We start from the raw sequence: 15,002 nt of genomic DNA on the forward strand, positions 1-15,002 counted from the left end.
CTCCCCCACCATGCCGCGCCGCCTCGTTCCGACCGCCGCCCTGTTCGCCCTGCTGGCCAGCGGGCCGGCCCTGGCCGCCGACGCCCCGCCGTTCAGCGGGCCCGAGAAGGCGGCCATCGAGGAGATCGTCCGCGACTACCTGCTGGCCAACCCGGAGATCCTGCTCGAGATGAGCCAGGCCCTGGAGGCGCGCCAGGAGCAGGCCCGCCAGGAGGCCGCGCAAGCCGCCATCCAGGGCAACCGAGCAGCCCTGTTCGACGACCCGGCGACCCCCGAGTTGGGCAACCCGGACGGCGACGTGGCGGTGGTCGAGTTCTTCGATTACCGGTGCGGCTACTGCAAGCGGGTCTTCCAGCCGGTGCTCGACGCGGTGCGCGACGATGGCAAGGTGCGCCTGCTGGTCAAGGAGCTGCCCATCCTGGGCCCGCAGTCGGTGCTCGCCGCCACCGCTGCCCTGGCGGCCCGCGAGCAGGACGGCTACGCCGCCATGCACGCCGCCCTGATGACCCATCGCGGGGGCTACGACGAGGCGACCATCGGCAAGCTGGCCGGCGAGGCCGGGCTGGATGCCGAGCGTCTGCTGGCCGACATGGCCGACCCCCAGGTGCAGGCCAGGATCGAGACGGCGCTGGCCGCCAACCGGGCCCTGGCCGGGGCGCTGGGGGTCAGCGGCACGCCGGCCTTCGTGGTCGGCGACACCTTCGTGCCCGGCGCCATCTCCCAGGAGACCCTGGTCGAGCTGATCCGGCAGGCCCGGACCGACGGCTGAACTGGGCCTAAGCCCGTCGCCGCCCTGCCTCAGTGGCGGTGGTGGGCTTCGGGCACCGGCTTCAGGGCGCGGAAGACGACCTCTTCCAGCATGCCCAGGGCCTTCAGGTTTTCCACCGCGATGTTGGTGATCACCGGGGCGTCGTCGCCCAGGTGCTCCCAGCTCCAGTGGTCTTCCACGTAGATCAGCCGGTCGCGGCCCGACCAGTAGTGGCTCATGATGGCCTGCTCGGTGCTTTCCAGCTCGGCCATGTCCAGCCCATGGACCTGGTTGTGGATGCGGATGCCGGCCCGCGAGGCCTCGCGGAACATGCAACTGGCGCCCGGGCTCTTGCCATCCCACAGGATGACCATGGCATCGGCGGCGCGAGCCATCTCGCGATTGCGCAACTCGCCGGCGATGCGGCCGTGAGCCGCCCAGTCGGCGGGGAACTGACGCAGCGGGATGTTGTTCTCGGCCGCCCAGCGCTCGCCCATGGCATCGACGCCCCGACAGCCGCCGGAGTAGACCTCGGTGATCTCGAAACCCGAGGCGTCGATCGCCGCGCACAGGGCGTCGTAGTCCTCGATGTGCCGGGACCCGGCAATGATAACCTTCATAACCGACCCCTAACCTATTGATTTCCCTAGTCGCGGTCGGCATTCTGCCAGATTCGTCGAGGACCTTCCAGCGTTTTTTGCGGCGCACCATTTCCGCCGCCCCAACGGCTGGCGGGTGGCATCCACGGCGCCGGCGCCCCACATCGGCCTGATCGACAACAGCCCGACACGGAGGCCATGCCCCTTTCCCCGCAGCCCCCCCACGCCCCCTCCTCCCCCCTGCCCGGCCAGCCGGTGACGGCCCGCCGGGCCAGCCTGCTGATCGACGCGGCGGCCTACTTTTCCGCCCTGCGCCGGGCCATCCTGGCGGCCGAGCGGTCGATCATGATCGTCGGCTGGGACGTCGACGGGCGGACCCCGCTGGCCGGTCCCGAGGACCTGCCGGACGGCGCCGATCCGGCCACCCTGTGGCGCGGCGGCACGGCCCGCGACGGGGCGCCGCTGCACCTGCGCCCCTTCCTCGACCATGTGGCGCGGGCCCGCCCGGGGCTCGACATCCGCATCCTGCTGTGGGACTACGCGCCGCTCTACGCCGCCGAGCGCGAACCCCTGCCCAGCCTGAACCTGGGCTGGCGCACCGACCAGTCGATCCGCTTCTGCCTGGATGACCGGGTGCCGATGGGGGCCAGCCATCACCAGAAGCTGGTGGTGGTCGACGGCCGGCTGGCCTTCTGCGGCGGCCTCGACCTGACCCTGAGGCGCTGGGACACCCCGCAGCACAGCGCCGACGACGCGCGCCGCGCCGACCCCGATGGCAGCCCGGTCGATCCCTTCCACGACATGACCTGGGTGGTCGACGGCGGCGCGGCACGCCAGTTGGCCGAGGTGGTCGAGGCCCGCTGGCAGGCCGCCACCGGCCAACCCGCGCCGGGCGCCGCCGCGGCCGCCGACGACACCGACGACACCGGCACCGGGCCGCCGCCGTGGCCGGCCGAGCACATCGACTTCACCGACGCCGCGATGCACCTGGTGCGCACCTCGCCGGCCTTCGCCGACCACCCCGAGGTGCGCGAGGTGGAGGCGCTCTTCCTGCATCAGATCGCCGAGGCCCGGCGGCACATCTACATCGAGAACCAGTTCCTGGCCTCGGGCCGGCTGGTCGCGGCGCTGGCCGAGCGGCTGCGCGACACCCCCGAGCTGGAGGTGGTGATCGTTGGCCCGGCCGACGCCGACGGCTGGCTGGCCGCCATGACCATGGGCGCCGCCCGCGCCGAGGCGGCGCGCCAGTTGACCGAGGCGGGCGGCGGGCGGGTCCGCCTGCTCCACCCCCGGGTGCCCGACCCCGAGGACCCCAACGGCCGGGCGGTGATGGTCCACGCCAAGCTGACCGTCATCGACGACCGCTGGCTGCGCGTCGGCTCGGCCAACATCAACAACCGCTCCATGGGCTTCGACACCGAGGCCGATCTGGCCCTGCTGGCCGACACTCCCGACCATCGCCGCCAGGTGCTGGCCCTGCGCCACCGCCTGCTGGGCGAGCACCTGGGGCTGTCCGCCGAGGCGGTGGCCGAGACCCTGGCCGGCAACGGGAACTCGCTGATCGCCCTGGTCGATGGCGCCCAGGGGCCGCGCCGGCTGGCCCCGATCCGGCACCCCGACCCGGCGCTGCGTCAGGCGGCCGGGCCGCTGCTGCCGCTGGCCGACCCGGAGCGGGCCATCGACTGGTCGCACATGCTGCGTCGACCGGAACCGGCGGAGGCCAGCCTGGCCGGCGCGCCCCGGCGCCGACGGGGCATCGCCCTCGGCGTCCTGACCGCCGTGCTGGGCACCCTGTCGCTCGGCCTGTGGCTGGCCCCGCCCGACCTGCTGGGCGGCTTTCCGACCTCGGCCGGCGAGGCCGAGCGCCTGCTCGCCGGGCTGGAGAACGGGCCGCTGTCACCGCTGCTGGTGCTTGCCGTGTTCACCGGGCTGGGCATGGTCGGCTTTCCGGTCACCGTGCTGATCACCGCCACGGCAGCCGCCTTCGGGCCGTGGAGCGGCCTTGCCTATGCCAGCCTGGGCGCCCTGTTGTCGGCCGGACTGGCCTTCGGGCTGGGCCAGTTGGTCGGCCGCGACCTGATCGACCGCCTGGGCCAGGGCCGGGTGCAGCGCATCAACCACACCCTGGGCCGGCACGGCCTGATGGCCATGGTCGGCCTGCGCCTGGTGCCGGTGGCGCCGTTCACGGTGATCAACTTGGCCGCCGGGGCGAGCCGCATCCGGCTGTCCGACTTCCTGGTCGGCACCGGGCTGGGCATGGCGCCGGGCCTGATCGCCCTGTCGGTGCTCGGCGGCAGCCTGATGGAGGTGATCCGCCAGCCGACGCCGGAGCGGGTCGCCCTGCTGCTGGCCGGCATCCTCGGCTGGATCGGCCTGACCTTCCTGCTGCGCTGGCTGCTGACCCGCAACCGGGCGGCCTGACGGGGCCACCCGATGACCCGCCTGATGACCTACAACATCCACGCCGGGGTGGGCCGCGACGGGGTCTGCGACATCGGCCGGGCGGCGGCGCTGATCGACCACGCCGGGCCCGACGTGGTAGCCCTGCAGGAAGTCTCGGCCCGCCCCCGGGGAAGCGCCGATGACGACCAGTTCCGCGCCCTGGCCGAGGCCACCGGGATGACCGCCCTGCCCGGCCGGACCCTGGTCGAGGGCGGCTTCGGCTACGGCAACCTGCTGCTCACCCGGCGGCCGGTCCTGGACTGGCGGCGCATCGACCTGAGCCGGCCGCCGCTGGAGCGGCGCGGCGCCATTGTCGCCCGGCTCGATGCCGGCTGGGCGCGGCCGCTGACGGTGATCGCCACCCACCTCGGCCTGAGCCCGCGCGAGCGCCGCTGGCAGCTCGACCGGCTGGCCGAGCAGGTGGCGCGGGCGGCGCCCCAGGGTCCGGTGGCGGTGCTCGGCGACCTCAACCTGTGGGCCATCGACCTGCCGGCCCTGCTCAGGCTGCGTCGGCGGACCGGGCTGCCGGCCCCGTGGTGGGGCAACCGGGCGACCTTTCCGGCCGTTTTGCCGGTGCTGGCGCTGGATCGCATCTGGACCGTGCCCGGCCGCCTGCGCCGCCGGCCGCGCCGCCTGGGCGGGCGTCTGGCCCGCCTGGCCTCGGATCACCGGCCGCTGATCGCCGAGATCGACCCGCCCGCCGGCTGAGCCGGTGCCTCACACAGGCTCGCCCTCGTCCTCGTCGATGGGAATGCCGGGGCAGCGCTTGGAGGCCCGGATGGCCAGCGCCGACTTGACGTGGGCCACGTTGGGAGCGGCGGTCAGGCGGGTGGTCAGGAAGCGCTGGTAGTCGTCCCAGTCGCGGGCCACCACCTTGAGCAGGAAGTCGATCTCGCCGGCCAGCATGTGGCACTCGCGCACTTCCGGCCAGTCGGCGCACAGCGCCTCGAAGGACTTCAGGTCCACCTCGGCCTGGCTGTTCAGGCCGACATGGGCGAACACGGTGACATTGTAGCCCAGGGCCGGCGGATCGATGTCGGCATGGAAGCCCTGGATGATGCCGGCTTCCTCCAGGGCGCGCACGCGGCGCAGGCACGGCGGCGCCGAGATGCCGGCGCGGCGCGCCAGCTCCACGTTGGTCATCCGGCCATCGTCCTGCAGGTCGCGCAGAATCCGGCGGTCGATGCGGTCCAGCTTGACCCGATGCATTCGCTCCACTCGTTCAGCGCTTGGGAAGAGGTGCTTTCGCGCATCGCGGGGTGGACCGCGGCGAAAGGATGTTTCCTTGTAGTTTTCGGGGCGGGAAATTTCAATACGGCATCTTCGCCACGCCTGATAACAATCCACTGGCTGGTTGGCCAGCGGACCGGTTTTTCGCCGTCCGACGCCTTGCAGGGGCGGCTCTTCGAGCCTAATTCTGGAAGCGTGCCCCGGTCTCTTCGGGCCCGTCCGCGCGACCATGTCCGCCAGACCACGATTCCCTTGTTCCAGGAGCAGGAGAGCCCTTTCGATGAGCGACAGCGCCGTTTGCCCCACCACCCTGGTCGGCCGCCCGGCCCCGGATTTCACCGCGCCGGCCGTGCTGCCCAACAACAGCATCGACGAATCGTTCAACCTGAAGAGCTTCCTGGGCGGCAGCTACGGCTGGGTGTTCTTCTACCCGCTGGACTTCACCTTCGTCTGCCCGTCCGAGATCATCGCCCACGACCATCGGCTGGCCAAGTTCACCGAGGCCGGCTGCAAGGTGGTGGCGGTCAGCGTCGACAGCCACTTCACCCACCTGGCCTGGAAGAACACCCCGGTCAGCGACGGCGGCCTGGGCAACGTGCAGTTCCCCATGGTGGCCGACCTGACCAAGAACATCGCCCGCGACTACGGCGTGCTGCTGAACGAGGTGGGGGTCGCCTTCCGGGGCAGCTTCCTGATCGACAAGGCCGGCATCGTGCGCCATGTCACGGTCAATGACCTGCCGCTGGGGCGCAATGTCGACGAGGCCCTGCGCATGGTCGACGCCCTGAAATACCACGAGGAACACGGCGAGGTGTGCCCGGCCGGCTGGCAGAAGGGCGACACCGCCATGGCGGCCAGCCCGGAAGGCGTGGCGGCCTACCTGAAAGAACACGCCGAGGCCCTGTAAGGCCCCACCGGCCCCGCCGCCCTCCCGGTGGCGGGGCCGTCCTCCGTTCCCGACAGGCTTCCAGGAACCTCCAAGAACATGGCTGAACACCGTACCAAGGTGCTGATCGTCGGCTCCGGGCCGGCCGGCTGCACCGCCGCCATCTATGCCGCCCGGGCCAGCCTCGAGCCGATCATGGTGGCCGGCCTGCAGCCGGGCGGCCAGCTCACCATCACCACCGACGTGGAGAACTACCCGGGCTTCGCCGACGTCATCCAGGGCCCCTGGCTGATGGAGCAGATGCAGCGCCAGGCCGAGCACGTGGGGGCGCGGGTGATCTACGACCTGATCACCGACATCGACACCTCCACCCGCCCCTTCCGCTGCACCGCCGACGGCGGCGACGTGTTCATCACCGACACGGTGATCATCTCGACCGGGGCCAGCGCCCGCTGGCTGGGCCTTGAGAGCGAAACCACCTTCCAGGGCGGCGGTGTGTCGGCCTGCGCCACCTGCGACGGCTTCTTCTTCCGCGGCAAGGAGGTGTGCGTGGTCGGCGGCGGCAACACCGCGGTCGAGGAGGCCCTGTACCTGACCAACCACGCCCGCAAGGTGACCCTGATCCACCGCCGCGACGAGCTGCGGGCCGAGAAGATCCTCCAGGACCGCTTGTTCAGGAACGACCGCATCGAGGTGGTGTGGAACGCCGTGGTCGAGGAAATCCTGGGCACCCTGGGGCCGCCCAAGGTGACCGGGGTGCGCCTGAAGGACACCACCAGCGGCGCCACCCGCGAGCTGGCCACCGATGGGGTGTTCATCGCCATCGGCCACATCCCCAACACCGATCTGTTCGTCGGCAAGCTCGACATGGACGACAACGGCTACCTGATCACGGCGCCCGATTCCACGGCCACCAACGTGCCCGGCATCTTCGCCGCCGGCGACGTGCAGGACCACGTCTACCGCCAGGCGGTCACCGCCGCCGGCACCGGCTGCATGGCCGCCCTGGAAGCCGAACGCTTCCTGGCCGCCCAGGCCGACTGACCCGCCACCCCGGACCGGGGCTTTGGGTCCGGCCCGCAGATGGGTTATGCTTAGAGCATGTTCCGTGATTCATAAAGCACGGAACATGCTCTAAGGCCTTGATATTGCCGCAAATCGTCGTCGCGATCCGTTCCGGATCGCTCGGGATTTGCTCCAGAACGGCGCGGTCAGGGGAGGCACGCGCCACGGCCCCGGGGGCGGATCGCCCGGCCCCGGGAACAAACATCAGCCGCAACCGGGTCAACCGGGACCGCAAAGGGGAGGATGGCCGGCTCATGCCGATCCGCCAGGGCAACCGTCTCGACTGGGACAAGCTTCGCGTTTTTCACGCCGTGGCCGAGGCGGGCAGCTTCACCCACGCCGGGGAGCGCCTGGGCCTCAGCCAGTCGGCGGTCAGCCGCCAGATTTCCGGGCTTGAGGAAAGCCTGGCCCAGAGCCTGTTCCACCGCCACGCGCGCGGCCTGATCCTGACCGAGCAGGGCGACCTTCTGTACCAGACGGTGCACGAGGTGTTCACCAAGCTGGCCTTGGTCGAGACCCAGCTTACCGAAAGCCGCGAACGGCCCACCGGGCCCCTCAAGGTGACCACCACGGTGGCCTTCGGCTCGGTCTGGCTGGCCCCCCGGGTGAAGCATTTTATCCAGGAATACCCGGAAATCGACCTGACCCTGATCCTCAACGACGGCGAACTGGATCTGGCCATGCGCGAGGCCGACGTGGCGGTGCGCTTCATGGCCCCGCGCCAGCCCGATCTGGTCAAGCGGGTGCTGCGCAGCATCTCCTACAACGTCTATGCGGCGCCCGACTACCTGCGCAAGTACGGCACGCCGCAGACCATCGAGGACATGGCCGATCACAAGGTGATCATCTACGGCGACGAGTTCCACCCGCCGGTGGAGAACATGAACTGGTTCGTCAGCGCCATCGAGACGGCGGGCGTGCCAGTGCGGCCGGTCTTGAGGGTGAACAACATCTACAGCATGTACCGGGCGGTGCAGAGCGGCCTGGGGCTGGCCGCCCTGCCAGCCTACCTGAGCCAGGAGGACACCAATCTGGTCCGCGTGCTGCCCCAGATGAGCGGCGACCCGATCGAGATCTACTTCGTCTATCCGGAGGAGATGCGCCACCTGAAGCGGGTCGAGGCGTTCCGCGACTTCCTGATGCGCCAGATGAGCGGCGCCCGGGCCCGGCTGACCGAAACCCCGCCGCTGGCCTGACCCTGGCCCCTGGTGGCGGCCGGGCGGTGGATTCAGCCGTCGGTGTGGCCGGCCGCCAGCAGGGTGCAGCCGCAGACCGGGCAGGCCATCTCGGCCAGGGCGACGCGGCGGGCCTCCTCGTCGAGGTCCGGGCGACTGTCGAGGGCCGCCTCGGCCTCGCTCAGCAGGGCCCGGTGATAGGCCTCGGCGGCGCTGCGGCAGGTGCGGTTGGCGGCGATGTCATGGGCCTCGTCGACGGTCGGGGCCTGCAGGCGAAAGGCCCGGGCGGGAGCCGCCGCCAGCAGGGCGGCAAGCCCCCCCACACCCCCCAGCAACTGTCGGCGCAACAAGGACATGACCCGGATTCCTTGACGTTCAGCCCGCCGCCGCCCCCAGCGAGGGGCCGCTATAGCCCGGCTTCTGCACCGCGTAGACGCCGCGCTGGCCGGGAATGGGCTTGAAGCGATCGGAAATGCCGAGCACCGTCTCCGCCCCGCCGAGGTAGAGCACCCCGTCGTCGGCCAACAGGTCGGCGATGCTGTTCAAAACCTTGGTCTTGGTCGGCTGGTCGAAGTAGATCAGCACGTTGCGGCAGAAGACCACGTCGAAGCTGCCCAGCGGCTTCAGGTCCTGCAGCAGGTTCCACGGCTTGTACTGGACCATCGAGCGGACGGCGGGATCAATCTCCCACATGTCGTCGGCTTTCTTGAAGTACTTGACCAGCATCTGGATGGGCAGGCCGCGCTGCACCTCGAACTGCGAGTAGATGCCGCGTTGCGCCTTCGAGAGGATTTCCTTGGACAGGTCGGTGCCCAGGATGTCGTGCCGCCAGCCGTTCAGCCGGGCCGCCTCCTCCTTCAGGATCATGGCCAGGGTATAGGGCTCCTGACCGCTGGAAGCGGCGGCACACCAGATGCGGAAATTCTTGCGGGTGGCCCGGGCCTTGAGCAGGTTGGGCAGCACGATCTGGCGAAACTGGTCGAACGGCTTGACGTCGCGGAAGAAAAACGACTCGTTGGTCGTCATCGCCTCGGTGACGTCGTTGGCCAGCGTCTCGTCGCGGTTGCGCAGCTGGGTGACCAGGTCCTCCAGCCCCTTGTAGCCGCGCTTGCGGGCAACCGGCATCAACCGGCTTTCCAGCAGGTAGGCTTTGTCCTTGGTCAGCACCAGACCGGAACGGTCACGGAGCATCTTGGACAGGTAGTCGAAGTCTTCCGGCTTCATGGCACCCAGCAGCCCGCTAACGCTTCGTGGCCAGACGATGGACGTAGGAGCCGATTTCCGACAACGGCAGAACGGCGCTGCAGATGCCCGCCTGGGCGGCCGCTCCCGGCATGCCCCAGACAACGCTGGTCGCCTCGTCCTGGGCGACCACGGACCCCCCAGAGTCTACAACAACCTTGCCCCCCTTGGCACCATCCGATCCCATGCCCGTGAGAATGACGACCAGCAGCCGGCGACCATAGATCTGGGCCAGGCTGCGCAACATCGGATCGACCGACGGGCGGCAGAAGTTCTCTGGCGGATCCTGATTGAGGGCCAGCTTGCGCTGTGTCCCCTCCGCCTTGGCGACCATGTGGAACCCCCCCGGCGCCACGTACACCTGGCCGCCCTTGATCAGCTCGCCATCGACCCCTTCCTTGGCGCTCATGCGGGCACTGCGGGTGATGTGTTCGGCCAGGATGGTGGTGAAGGTGGCCGGCATGTGCTGGGTGATCATGATCGGCTGCGGCACGCCACCGGCGGCGGTGATGTCGCCCAGCACCTTGAACAGGGCCTGCGGGCCGCCGGTGGAACTGCCGATGGCGATCAGGTCGGGCCGCTCGGTGGGCGGCGGACGCAACTGGAGCGGCCCCTTGAGGGACAGCGCCGAGACGGCCGGCGCGGCCGGCGTGGCCGGGGTCCCGACCGGGGTGCGCGAGCGTGGCGGGAACAGCGGCTTGGCGAGGCCGCTCCGCTGGCGGCGCACCCGGCCCAGGGTTTTCACCTTGCTGACCAGCTCGACCGCGAAGTCCTGGCCGCCCCCCATGTCGCGCGAGGCGGTGGGCTTGGGGATGTAGTCGGCCGCCCCCTTGCTGAGCGCCGTCAGGCTGACCTCGGCGTTCTTCAGGGTGAGCGTCGAGGACATGATGATCTTGAGGTTGGGATCGCGCTTCAGCAGTTCCGGCAGGGCGGTCAGGCCATCCATCACCGGCATCTCGATGTCGAGCACGATCACCTCGACGTCGTGGCGCTCCAGGGCCTGCACGGCCACCTGACCGTTGCCCACCGAGGCGACCACGGTGATCCCCGGGTCGGCCTGGAGAATGCGGCTCTCCAACCCGCGCACGACAGCCGAATCATCGACCACCATGACCCGGATCGGACCGTCGTCCTTGGCGCCGCCGCTGCTGGAACCGGAAACCACTGCCAAACCGAAAATCCCTTCGTCCGTCAGCTCAACAGACCGACCTGCACGAACTTGGTCTGCAGGATCTCACTGTCGAAGGGTTTCATGATGTACTCGTTGGCCCCGGCCTCGATCGCCTCCTGGATGTGCTCGATGTCGTTCTCGGTGGTGCAGAAGACCACCACCGGGGCGCCGCCGCCGGGCAGCTTGCGCAACTCGCGCAGAAACTCGATGCCGTTCATCACCGGCATGTTCCAGTCCAGCAGCACGGCATCGGGCATCGCCTGCTGGCAGGCATCAAGGGCGGCCCGGCCGTCCGCCGCCTCCAGGGTCTCGAAGCTCAACTCCTGGAGGATCTTCTTGGCCACCATGCGGATGACCTTGGAATCATCGACGATCAAACAGGACTTCATGCCGCCTTTCCCGCCCCCGCCTGGGGCTGACTGGGTGATCCGGTGGTGATCTCGCTGGGTGAAATCCGATCCGCGAAGGTCATCAGGGTCCGCATTTTGGGCCCACACTCAGGGCCAAGTGATCGGCGGGCAACGGGTTGCGACCACACCGGCGACCCCGCAACCTTTAAAGTCCAATTGCGCCCAAAGGTCAAGAACGGCCGCCGGAGACACACGTTCTGCGCCAAGGCTGCATTCCCGGGCCGACCTCAGGCCCGGGCCTGCTCGGTGTAGGGGGCTCCCTGGCCGATCAGTCCGGCCAGCACCTGCATCAGGGCATCGCGATCGAACTTGGCCACGTAGTCGTCGAAGCCGACCTCGCGGCCACGTTCGAAATCCTGCTCGGTGGCGTGGCTGGACAGCGCAACCATGGGGATGCGGGCATAGGTCGCGCCGCTGCCGCGCACCGCGCTGGCGAGCTCGAACCCACTCATGCCCGGCATCTCGATATCGCTGACGATGGCCGCGAAGCGCTCGCCCTTGCCCAGCAGATCCAGCGCCTTGTCGGCGCCCTCGACGGCGGTCACCCGGTAGCCGGCGACCGACAGCAGGGGCGTCAGAAGGTTGCGGAAGAACGGACTGTCGTCGACGAACAGGATATGCGGGCCGCTCATCCCCTCGGCCGCGTCGCCGCCGTCGTTGGTGCCGAACCAGTCCCCGAAGGCCTTGGTCAGGTAGTGCCCGGTGTCGATGATGTCGGTCGCCTTGCCGCTGATGATGGCCGAGCCGAGGATGCCCGGCTGGTCGGCCTTCAGCTCCACCTTCAGGCGGTCCTCGACGATGTCGACGATCTGGTCGACGACCAGCCCCATGGAGCGCTCGCGGTCGGAGAAGACGAGCAGCGGCTGGCGGCCCTCGCCGGCCAGCTCGGCCGCCCCGGTCATGGTGACCAGCGGCATCAACTGGCCGCGATACTGGACCACCGGCGTGCCGTAGGAATGCTCCACGGTGGCCAGGTCGATTTCCTCCAGGCGGGCGACCAGGGCCAGCGGCACCGCCTTCAGATCGCGGTTGACGGCGCGGAAGATCAAAAGGCTGGTCCGATCCTCGCCACGGGCCGCCTGCTCCTGGCGCGCCTCGCGCTGTTCGCCATGGCCGCTGCCCATCGACACCTCGCCGGTCGCCGAGGCGATGCCGTTGGGATCGAGGATCATGATGACGCTGCCATCGCCGAGGATGGTGTTGCCGGAGAACATGGAGATGTGGCGCAGGATGGGGGCCACCGGCTTGACCACGATTTCCTCGGTGTCGAACACCTGATCGACGATGATGCCGAAGGTGTAGGTGCCGACCTGGGCGACCACGATGAAGGTCTCGCGCGCCGCGGCGGCCGCCTGCTGGGCCTCGGCGTTGAGGCGCACCGCCTCATCCTGGGCCTTCTGGGCGTCGTCCTGGGCCAGCTTGAGGATCGCCGCGTCGGCGCCGGTCCGGGCCTCGACCGCCTGACGCTTCTCCTCGGCATCGCGACTGGCCGCCTCGGCGGCGGCTTTCAGCTCCGCCTCCACCACCTCTTTCTTGCGCAGGTTGAGCAGCGTGGACAGCGAGACCAGGGGCAACAGACGGTCGCGCAGGCGCAGCACCGGGGCATCATTGATGGTCTCGATGCGGAACTCGCTCTTCTCGGTCACCCGGACCAGTTCCAGCACGCTGATCTGCGGGATGGCGAAGCGCTCGCCGCCGCACTCGACGATCAGGGCGGAGACGATGGCCAGGGTCAGCGGGATCTTGATGGTGAAGGTCGACCCCTTGCCCGGCGTCGTCTTCAACTCGATGGTGCCGCCGATCTTCTCGATGTTGGTCTTCACCACGTCCATGCCGACGCCCCGGCCCGAGACGTTGGTCACCTTCTCGGCGGTCGACAGGCCGGCCTTGAAGATGAACTGGGCCACCTGCTGGTCGCCCATCGCCTCGACCTCGGATTCGCTGGCCAGCCCGTTGGCGATCACCTTGGCCCGGATGCGGTCCAGGTTGAGGCCGCGGCCATCGTCGGAAATCTCGACGATGATATGGCCACCCTCGTGATAGGCGTTGAGCTGGATGACCCCGGTCTCCGGCTTGCCGGCGGCGAGGCGCTCGGCCGGCGGTTCCAGGCCGTGGTCGCCGGAGTTGCGGACCATGTGGGTCAGCGGATCCTTGATCAACTCCAGCACCTGACGGTCGAGTTCGGTCTCGGCGCCGTACATCTGCAGGTCGATCTTTTTGTGCATTTCCAGGCCCAGGTCGCGCACGATGCGCGGCAGCTTGGCCCAGGCGTTGCCGATCGGCTGCATGCGGGTCTTCATCACCCCTTCCTGCAGGTCGGTGGTGATGTGCGACAGGCGCTGACAGGGGGCGGCGAATTCCGAATCGTCGCGCCCGCGCACCATCTGCAGAAGCTGGTTCCTGGTCAGCACCAGCTCGGAAACCAGGGTCATCAGGTTTTCCAAAAGGTCGACGTTGACCCGGATGCTCTGCGAGGCGACCGAGGATTCCTTCTTCGCCTCTTCCTTCGGCTCCTCGGCCGGCTTGCCCTTGGCAACCGGGGCCGGCGGCGGGGGCGGCGGCGGTTCGGCCGGGGCGGCGGCTTCGGCGGCGGCCTTCTCGGCCGCCATCTCGGCCGCCATTTCGGCTTCCATCTCGGCCATCGACTTGCCCTTGACGCCCTGCGACTGGGCCTGCTCGACCTCGGCCAGCAGTTCGGCGGCGACCGGGAAGCCACCGTCACCCAGCACCGGGCCACTCCCCACAGCCGCCCCCGCCGGTTCGCTGGCGGCGGCCGGCGGCGCCCCGGCCGGCGCGGCGTCCGGCAGGTTGCCCTCGGCGGCGGCGTTGAGCTGCTGGATCAGGTCCTGGTCGTCACCCTCGGGCTCGGTCTCGGTGGCCTCCAGATGGCCCAGGATCTCCTTGATGCGGTCGATCGAGTTGAGGATCAGGGTGACCGCGTCCGGGGTCACCTCCAACTCGCCGTCGCGGAACTTGCCGAGCACGTTCTCGCCGGCGTGGGCCAGGGTTTCCAGGCGCGGCAGGCCGAGGAAGCCGCAGGTCCCCTTGATGGTGTGGACCAGCCGGAAGATGTTCGACAGGATCGCCCGGTCGTTGGGGTTCTGCTCCAGATGGACCATCTCCACATCGATGGTCTGCAGGCTTTCCGAGGTCTCGGTAAGGAATTCGCTGAGCAGATCGTCCATGGCGGTTCAGGCCTCCCGGTCGATGGCGCCACGGCGTGCCGGCGCACGCCCTGTTCGCATCAGGCATTTCCCATGCAGCATAAGCACTGGATGGCCCCAAGGCCAAGCATTTCCCGCCGGCGGCGGTCGGGTTCATCGACCCGCTGGCCGGCTCACCCAGGCCGTGTCAGCGCCAGGACGAGTCCCGGCGCGCCGGCCGCCGTCGGGCTGGCCGTCAGCGTCCAGCCGTCGACCAGGGCGAGACGCCGGGTATAGGCGGCGTGGGCGGTGCGCGGCCCGTCGCCCGGGGCAAGGCCGCGCAGCACCTCGAGCAGGCTGTCGCGCGGCGCCCCGGCGCCCCCGCCCAGGCTCACCTCAAGGCGCCCCTGGGCATCGCCGGCCAGGGCCAGGGCGCGACAGCCGGGCAGCGTGTCCAGGCCAACCAGGGCCACGTTGAGAGCCAGCCGGAGCCCACCCGAAGGGGCCGTCGGATCGATCCCCCAGGCCAGTTCCACAGCCGGCACCTGATGGGCCAGCAGCGCCGCCAGCAGGTCGCGCCCGGCCGGCCCGGTGAGCGGCGCGCCACTGGCCGTCCAGCCCAGCGCGGCGCGCAGAAAGCGCAGCCGGGCCGACATCGCCCGCTGGCTGTCGACGATCAGCGACAGGGTGGCGGCATCGGGCGCGCCGCCTTCCTCGGCCAGCAACTCCACGCCGGCGCCGACGGCGCCCAGCGGGCCGGCCAGGTCGTGGCACAGGCGGGTGGCCAGCAGCTGGGCCAGGGCAAGCTCGGGATCGTCGGGCATGGGGCGGCTCGGCTTTGTGGCGGACGGCGTTCGAAAGCGCCCATGGTAGGCGCTCCCCGCCGCCCGG

At 69.7% G+C, this 15,002-nt stretch carries 14 protein-coding genes; 6 read left to right on the top strand and 8 right to left on the bottom strand.

Annotation, left to right across the window (positions count from 1 at the left end; translation table 11 throughout):
- Nucleotides 1-10: 10 nt before the first annotated feature.
- The gene (locus BLR95_RS16255; protein WP_092619858.1) at nt 11-769 is read left to right on the top strand and encodes a DsbA family protein; all 759 of its coding nucleotides are present in this window, start codon (nt 11-13) and stop codon (nt 767-769) included.
- Between the two features lie 29 nt (nt 770-798).
- Here BLR95_RS16255 and BLR95_RS11070 read toward each other — a convergent pair whose 3' ends face one another.
- Entirely contained in the window at nt 799-1,368 is a 570-nt protein-coding gene (locus tag BLR95_RS11070; RefSeq protein ID WP_092619861.1) for a DUF2493 domain-containing protein, read from the bottom strand.
- A 177-nt stretch (nt 1,369-1,545) separates the two neighbouring features.
- Between BLR95_RS11070 and BLR95_RS11075 the strand changes: the two genes are divergently transcribed.
- Together BLR95_RS11075 and BLR95_RS11080 are read left to right on the top strand one after the other, a co-directional pair.
- Nucleotides 1,546-3,768, top strand: a complete 2,223-nt coding sequence (locus tag BLR95_RS11075; RefSeq protein ID WP_092619864.1) for a VTT domain-containing protein — start codon at nt 1,546-1,548, stop codon at nt 3,766-3,768.
- A gap of 12 nt (nt 3,769-3,780) precedes the next feature.
- Nucleotides 3,781-4,497 carry an endonuclease/exonuclease/phosphatase family protein gene (locus tag BLR95_RS11080; RefSeq protein ID WP_092619867.1) on the top strand — a complete coding sequence of 239 codons (717 nt, stop codon included), beginning with the start codon at nt 3,781-3,783 and terminating at the stop codon, nt 4,495-4,497.
- 9 nt (nt 4,498-4,506) lie between these two features.
- On the opposite strand, the gene BLR95_RS11085 is transcribed toward BLR95_RS11080, so the two are convergent.
- Nucleotides 4,507-4,998, bottom strand: coding sequence for an Lrp/AsnC family transcriptional regulator (locus BLR95_RS11085; RefSeq protein WP_092619870.1), 492 nt, complete (start codon nt 4,996-4,998; stop codon nt 4,507-4,509).
- Nucleotides 4,999-5,299: 301 nt separating this feature from the next.
- Here BLR95_RS11085 and BLR95_RS11090 point away from each other — a divergent pair, with 301 nt between their 5' ends.
- The 3 genes from BLR95_RS11090 (at nt 5,300) to BLR95_RS11100 (ending at nt 8,166) form a co-directional block, all read left to right on the top strand.
- A complete protein-coding gene (locus BLR95_RS11090) occupies nt 5,300-5,926 on the top strand; it encodes a peroxiredoxin (RefSeq protein WP_092619873.1) in 627 nt (208 codons plus the stop codon).
- A gap of 78 nt (nt 5,927-6,004) precedes the next feature.
- The gene (gene trxB / locus BLR95_RS11095) at nt 6,005-6,949 is read left to right on the top strand and encodes a thioredoxin-disulfide reductase (protein WP_092619876.1); all 945 of its coding nucleotides are present in this window, start codon (nt 6,005-6,007) and stop codon (nt 6,947-6,949) included.
- A gap of 275 nt (nt 6,950-7,224) precedes the next feature.
- Complete coding sequence (locus tag BLR95_RS11100) at nt 7,225-8,166, top strand: LysR family transcriptional regulator (RefSeq protein WP_092619878.1); 942 nt, start codon at nt 7,225-7,227, stop codon at nt 8,164-8,166.
- Nucleotides 8,167-8,198: 32 nt separating this feature from the next.
- On the opposite strand, the gene BLR95_RS11105 is transcribed toward BLR95_RS11100, so the two are convergent.
- The 6 genes from BLR95_RS11105 to BLR95_RS11130 all read right to left on the bottom strand — a co-directional run bounded on the left by BLR95_RS11105 (nt 8,199) and on the right by BLR95_RS11130 (nt 14,935).
- A complete protein-coding gene (locus BLR95_RS11105) occupies nt 8,199-8,501 on the bottom strand; it encodes a hypothetical protein (RefSeq protein ID WP_092619881.1) in 303 nt (100 codons plus the stop codon).
- A gap of 19 nt (nt 8,502-8,520) precedes the next feature.
- Nucleotides 8,521-9,369, bottom strand: coding sequence for a CheR family methyltransferase (locus BLR95_RS11110; RefSeq protein ID WP_092619884.1), 849 nt, complete (start codon nt 9,367-9,369; stop codon nt 8,521-8,523).
- A gap of 16 nt (nt 9,370-9,385) precedes the next feature.
- Nucleotides 9,386-10,498: a protein-glutamate methylesterase/protein-glutamine glutaminase gene (locus BLR95_RS11115; RefSeq protein ID WP_092620282.1), complete on the bottom strand. Its 1,113-nt coding sequence runs from the start codon at nt 10,496-10,498 to the stop codon at nt 9,386-9,388.
- 80 nt (nt 10,499-10,578) lie between these two features.
- Nucleotides 10,579-10,947, bottom strand: a complete 369-nt coding sequence (locus BLR95_RS11120) for a response regulator (RefSeq protein WP_092619887.1) — start codon at nt 10,945-10,947, stop codon at nt 10,579-10,581.
- A gap of 248 nt (nt 10,948-11,195) precedes the next feature.
- Complete coding sequence (locus BLR95_RS11125; protein ID WP_092619890.1) at nt 11,196-14,153, bottom strand: hybrid sensor histidine kinase/response regulator; 2,958 nt, start codon at nt 14,151-14,153, stop codon at nt 11,196-11,198.
- A gap of 152 nt (nt 14,154-14,305) precedes the next feature.
- The gene (locus BLR95_RS11130; RefSeq protein WP_092619893.1) at nt 14,306-14,935 is read right to left on the bottom strand and encodes a histidine phosphotransferase family protein; all 630 of its coding nucleotides are present in this window, start codon (nt 14,933-14,935) and stop codon (nt 14,306-14,308) included.
- Between the last annotated feature and the right edge of the window lie 67 nt (nt 14,936-15,002).

This window comes from Roseospirillum parvum (genome assembly GCF_900100455.1).
Taxonomy (GTDB): domain Bacteria; phylum Pseudomonadota; class Alphaproteobacteria; order Rhodospirillales; family Rhodospirillaceae; genus Roseospirillum; species Roseospirillum parvum.

Bases quoted from the DNA above. Each gene is read 5' to 3' on its own strand.
- BLR95_RS16255 (WP_092619858.1), top strand. From the start codon at position 11: ATGCCGCGCCGCCTCGTTCCGACCGCCGCCCTGTTCGCCCTGCTGGCC.
- BLR95_RS11070 (WP_092619861.1), bottom strand. From the start codon at position 1,368: ATGAAGGTTATCATTGCCGGGTCCCGGCACATCGAGGACTACGACGCC.
- BLR95_RS11075 (WP_092619864.1), top strand. From the start codon at position 1,546: ATGCCCCTTTCCCCGCAGCCCCCCCACGCCCCCTCCTCCCCCCTGCCC.
- BLR95_RS11080 (WP_092619867.1), top strand. From the start codon at position 3,781: ATGACCCGCCTGATGACCTACAACATCCACGCCGGGGTGGGCCGCGAC.
- BLR95_RS11085 (WP_092619870.1), bottom strand. From the start codon at position 4,998: ATGCATCGGGTCAAGCTGGACCGCATCGACCGCCGGATTCTGCGCGAC.
- BLR95_RS11090 (WP_092619873.1), top strand. From the start codon at position 5,300: ATGAGCGACAGCGCCGTTTGCCCCACCACCCTGGTCGGCCGCCCGGCC.
- trxB (WP_092619876.1), top strand. From the start codon at position 6,005: ATGGCTGAACACCGTACCAAGGTGCTGATCGTCGGCTCCGGGCCGGCC.
- BLR95_RS11100 (WP_092619878.1), top strand. From the start codon at position 7,225: ATGCCGATCCGCCAGGGCAACCGTCTCGACTGGGACAAGCTTCGCGTT.
- BLR95_RS11105 (WP_092619881.1), bottom strand. From the start codon at position 8,501: ATGTCCTTGTTGCGCCGACAGTTGCTGGGGGGTGTGGGGGGGCTTGCC.
- BLR95_RS11110 (WP_092619884.1), bottom strand. From the start codon at position 9,369: ATGAAGCCGGAAGACTTCGACTACCTGTCCAAGATGCTCCGTGACCGT.
- BLR95_RS11115 (WP_092620282.1), bottom strand. From the start codon at position 10,498: ATGGTGGTCGATGATTCGGCTGTCGTGCGCGGGTTGGAGAGCCGCATT.
- BLR95_RS11120 (WP_092619887.1), bottom strand. From the start codon at position 10,947: ATGAAGTCCTGTTTGATCGTCGATGATTCCAAGGTCATCCGCATGGTG.
- BLR95_RS11125 (WP_092619890.1), bottom strand. From the start codon at position 14,153: ATGGACGATCTGCTCAGCGAATTCCTTACCGAGACCTCGGAAAGCCTG.
- BLR95_RS11130 (WP_092619893.1), bottom strand. From the start codon at position 14,935: ATGCCCGACGATCCCGAGCTTGCCCTGGCCCAGCTGCTGGCCACCCGC.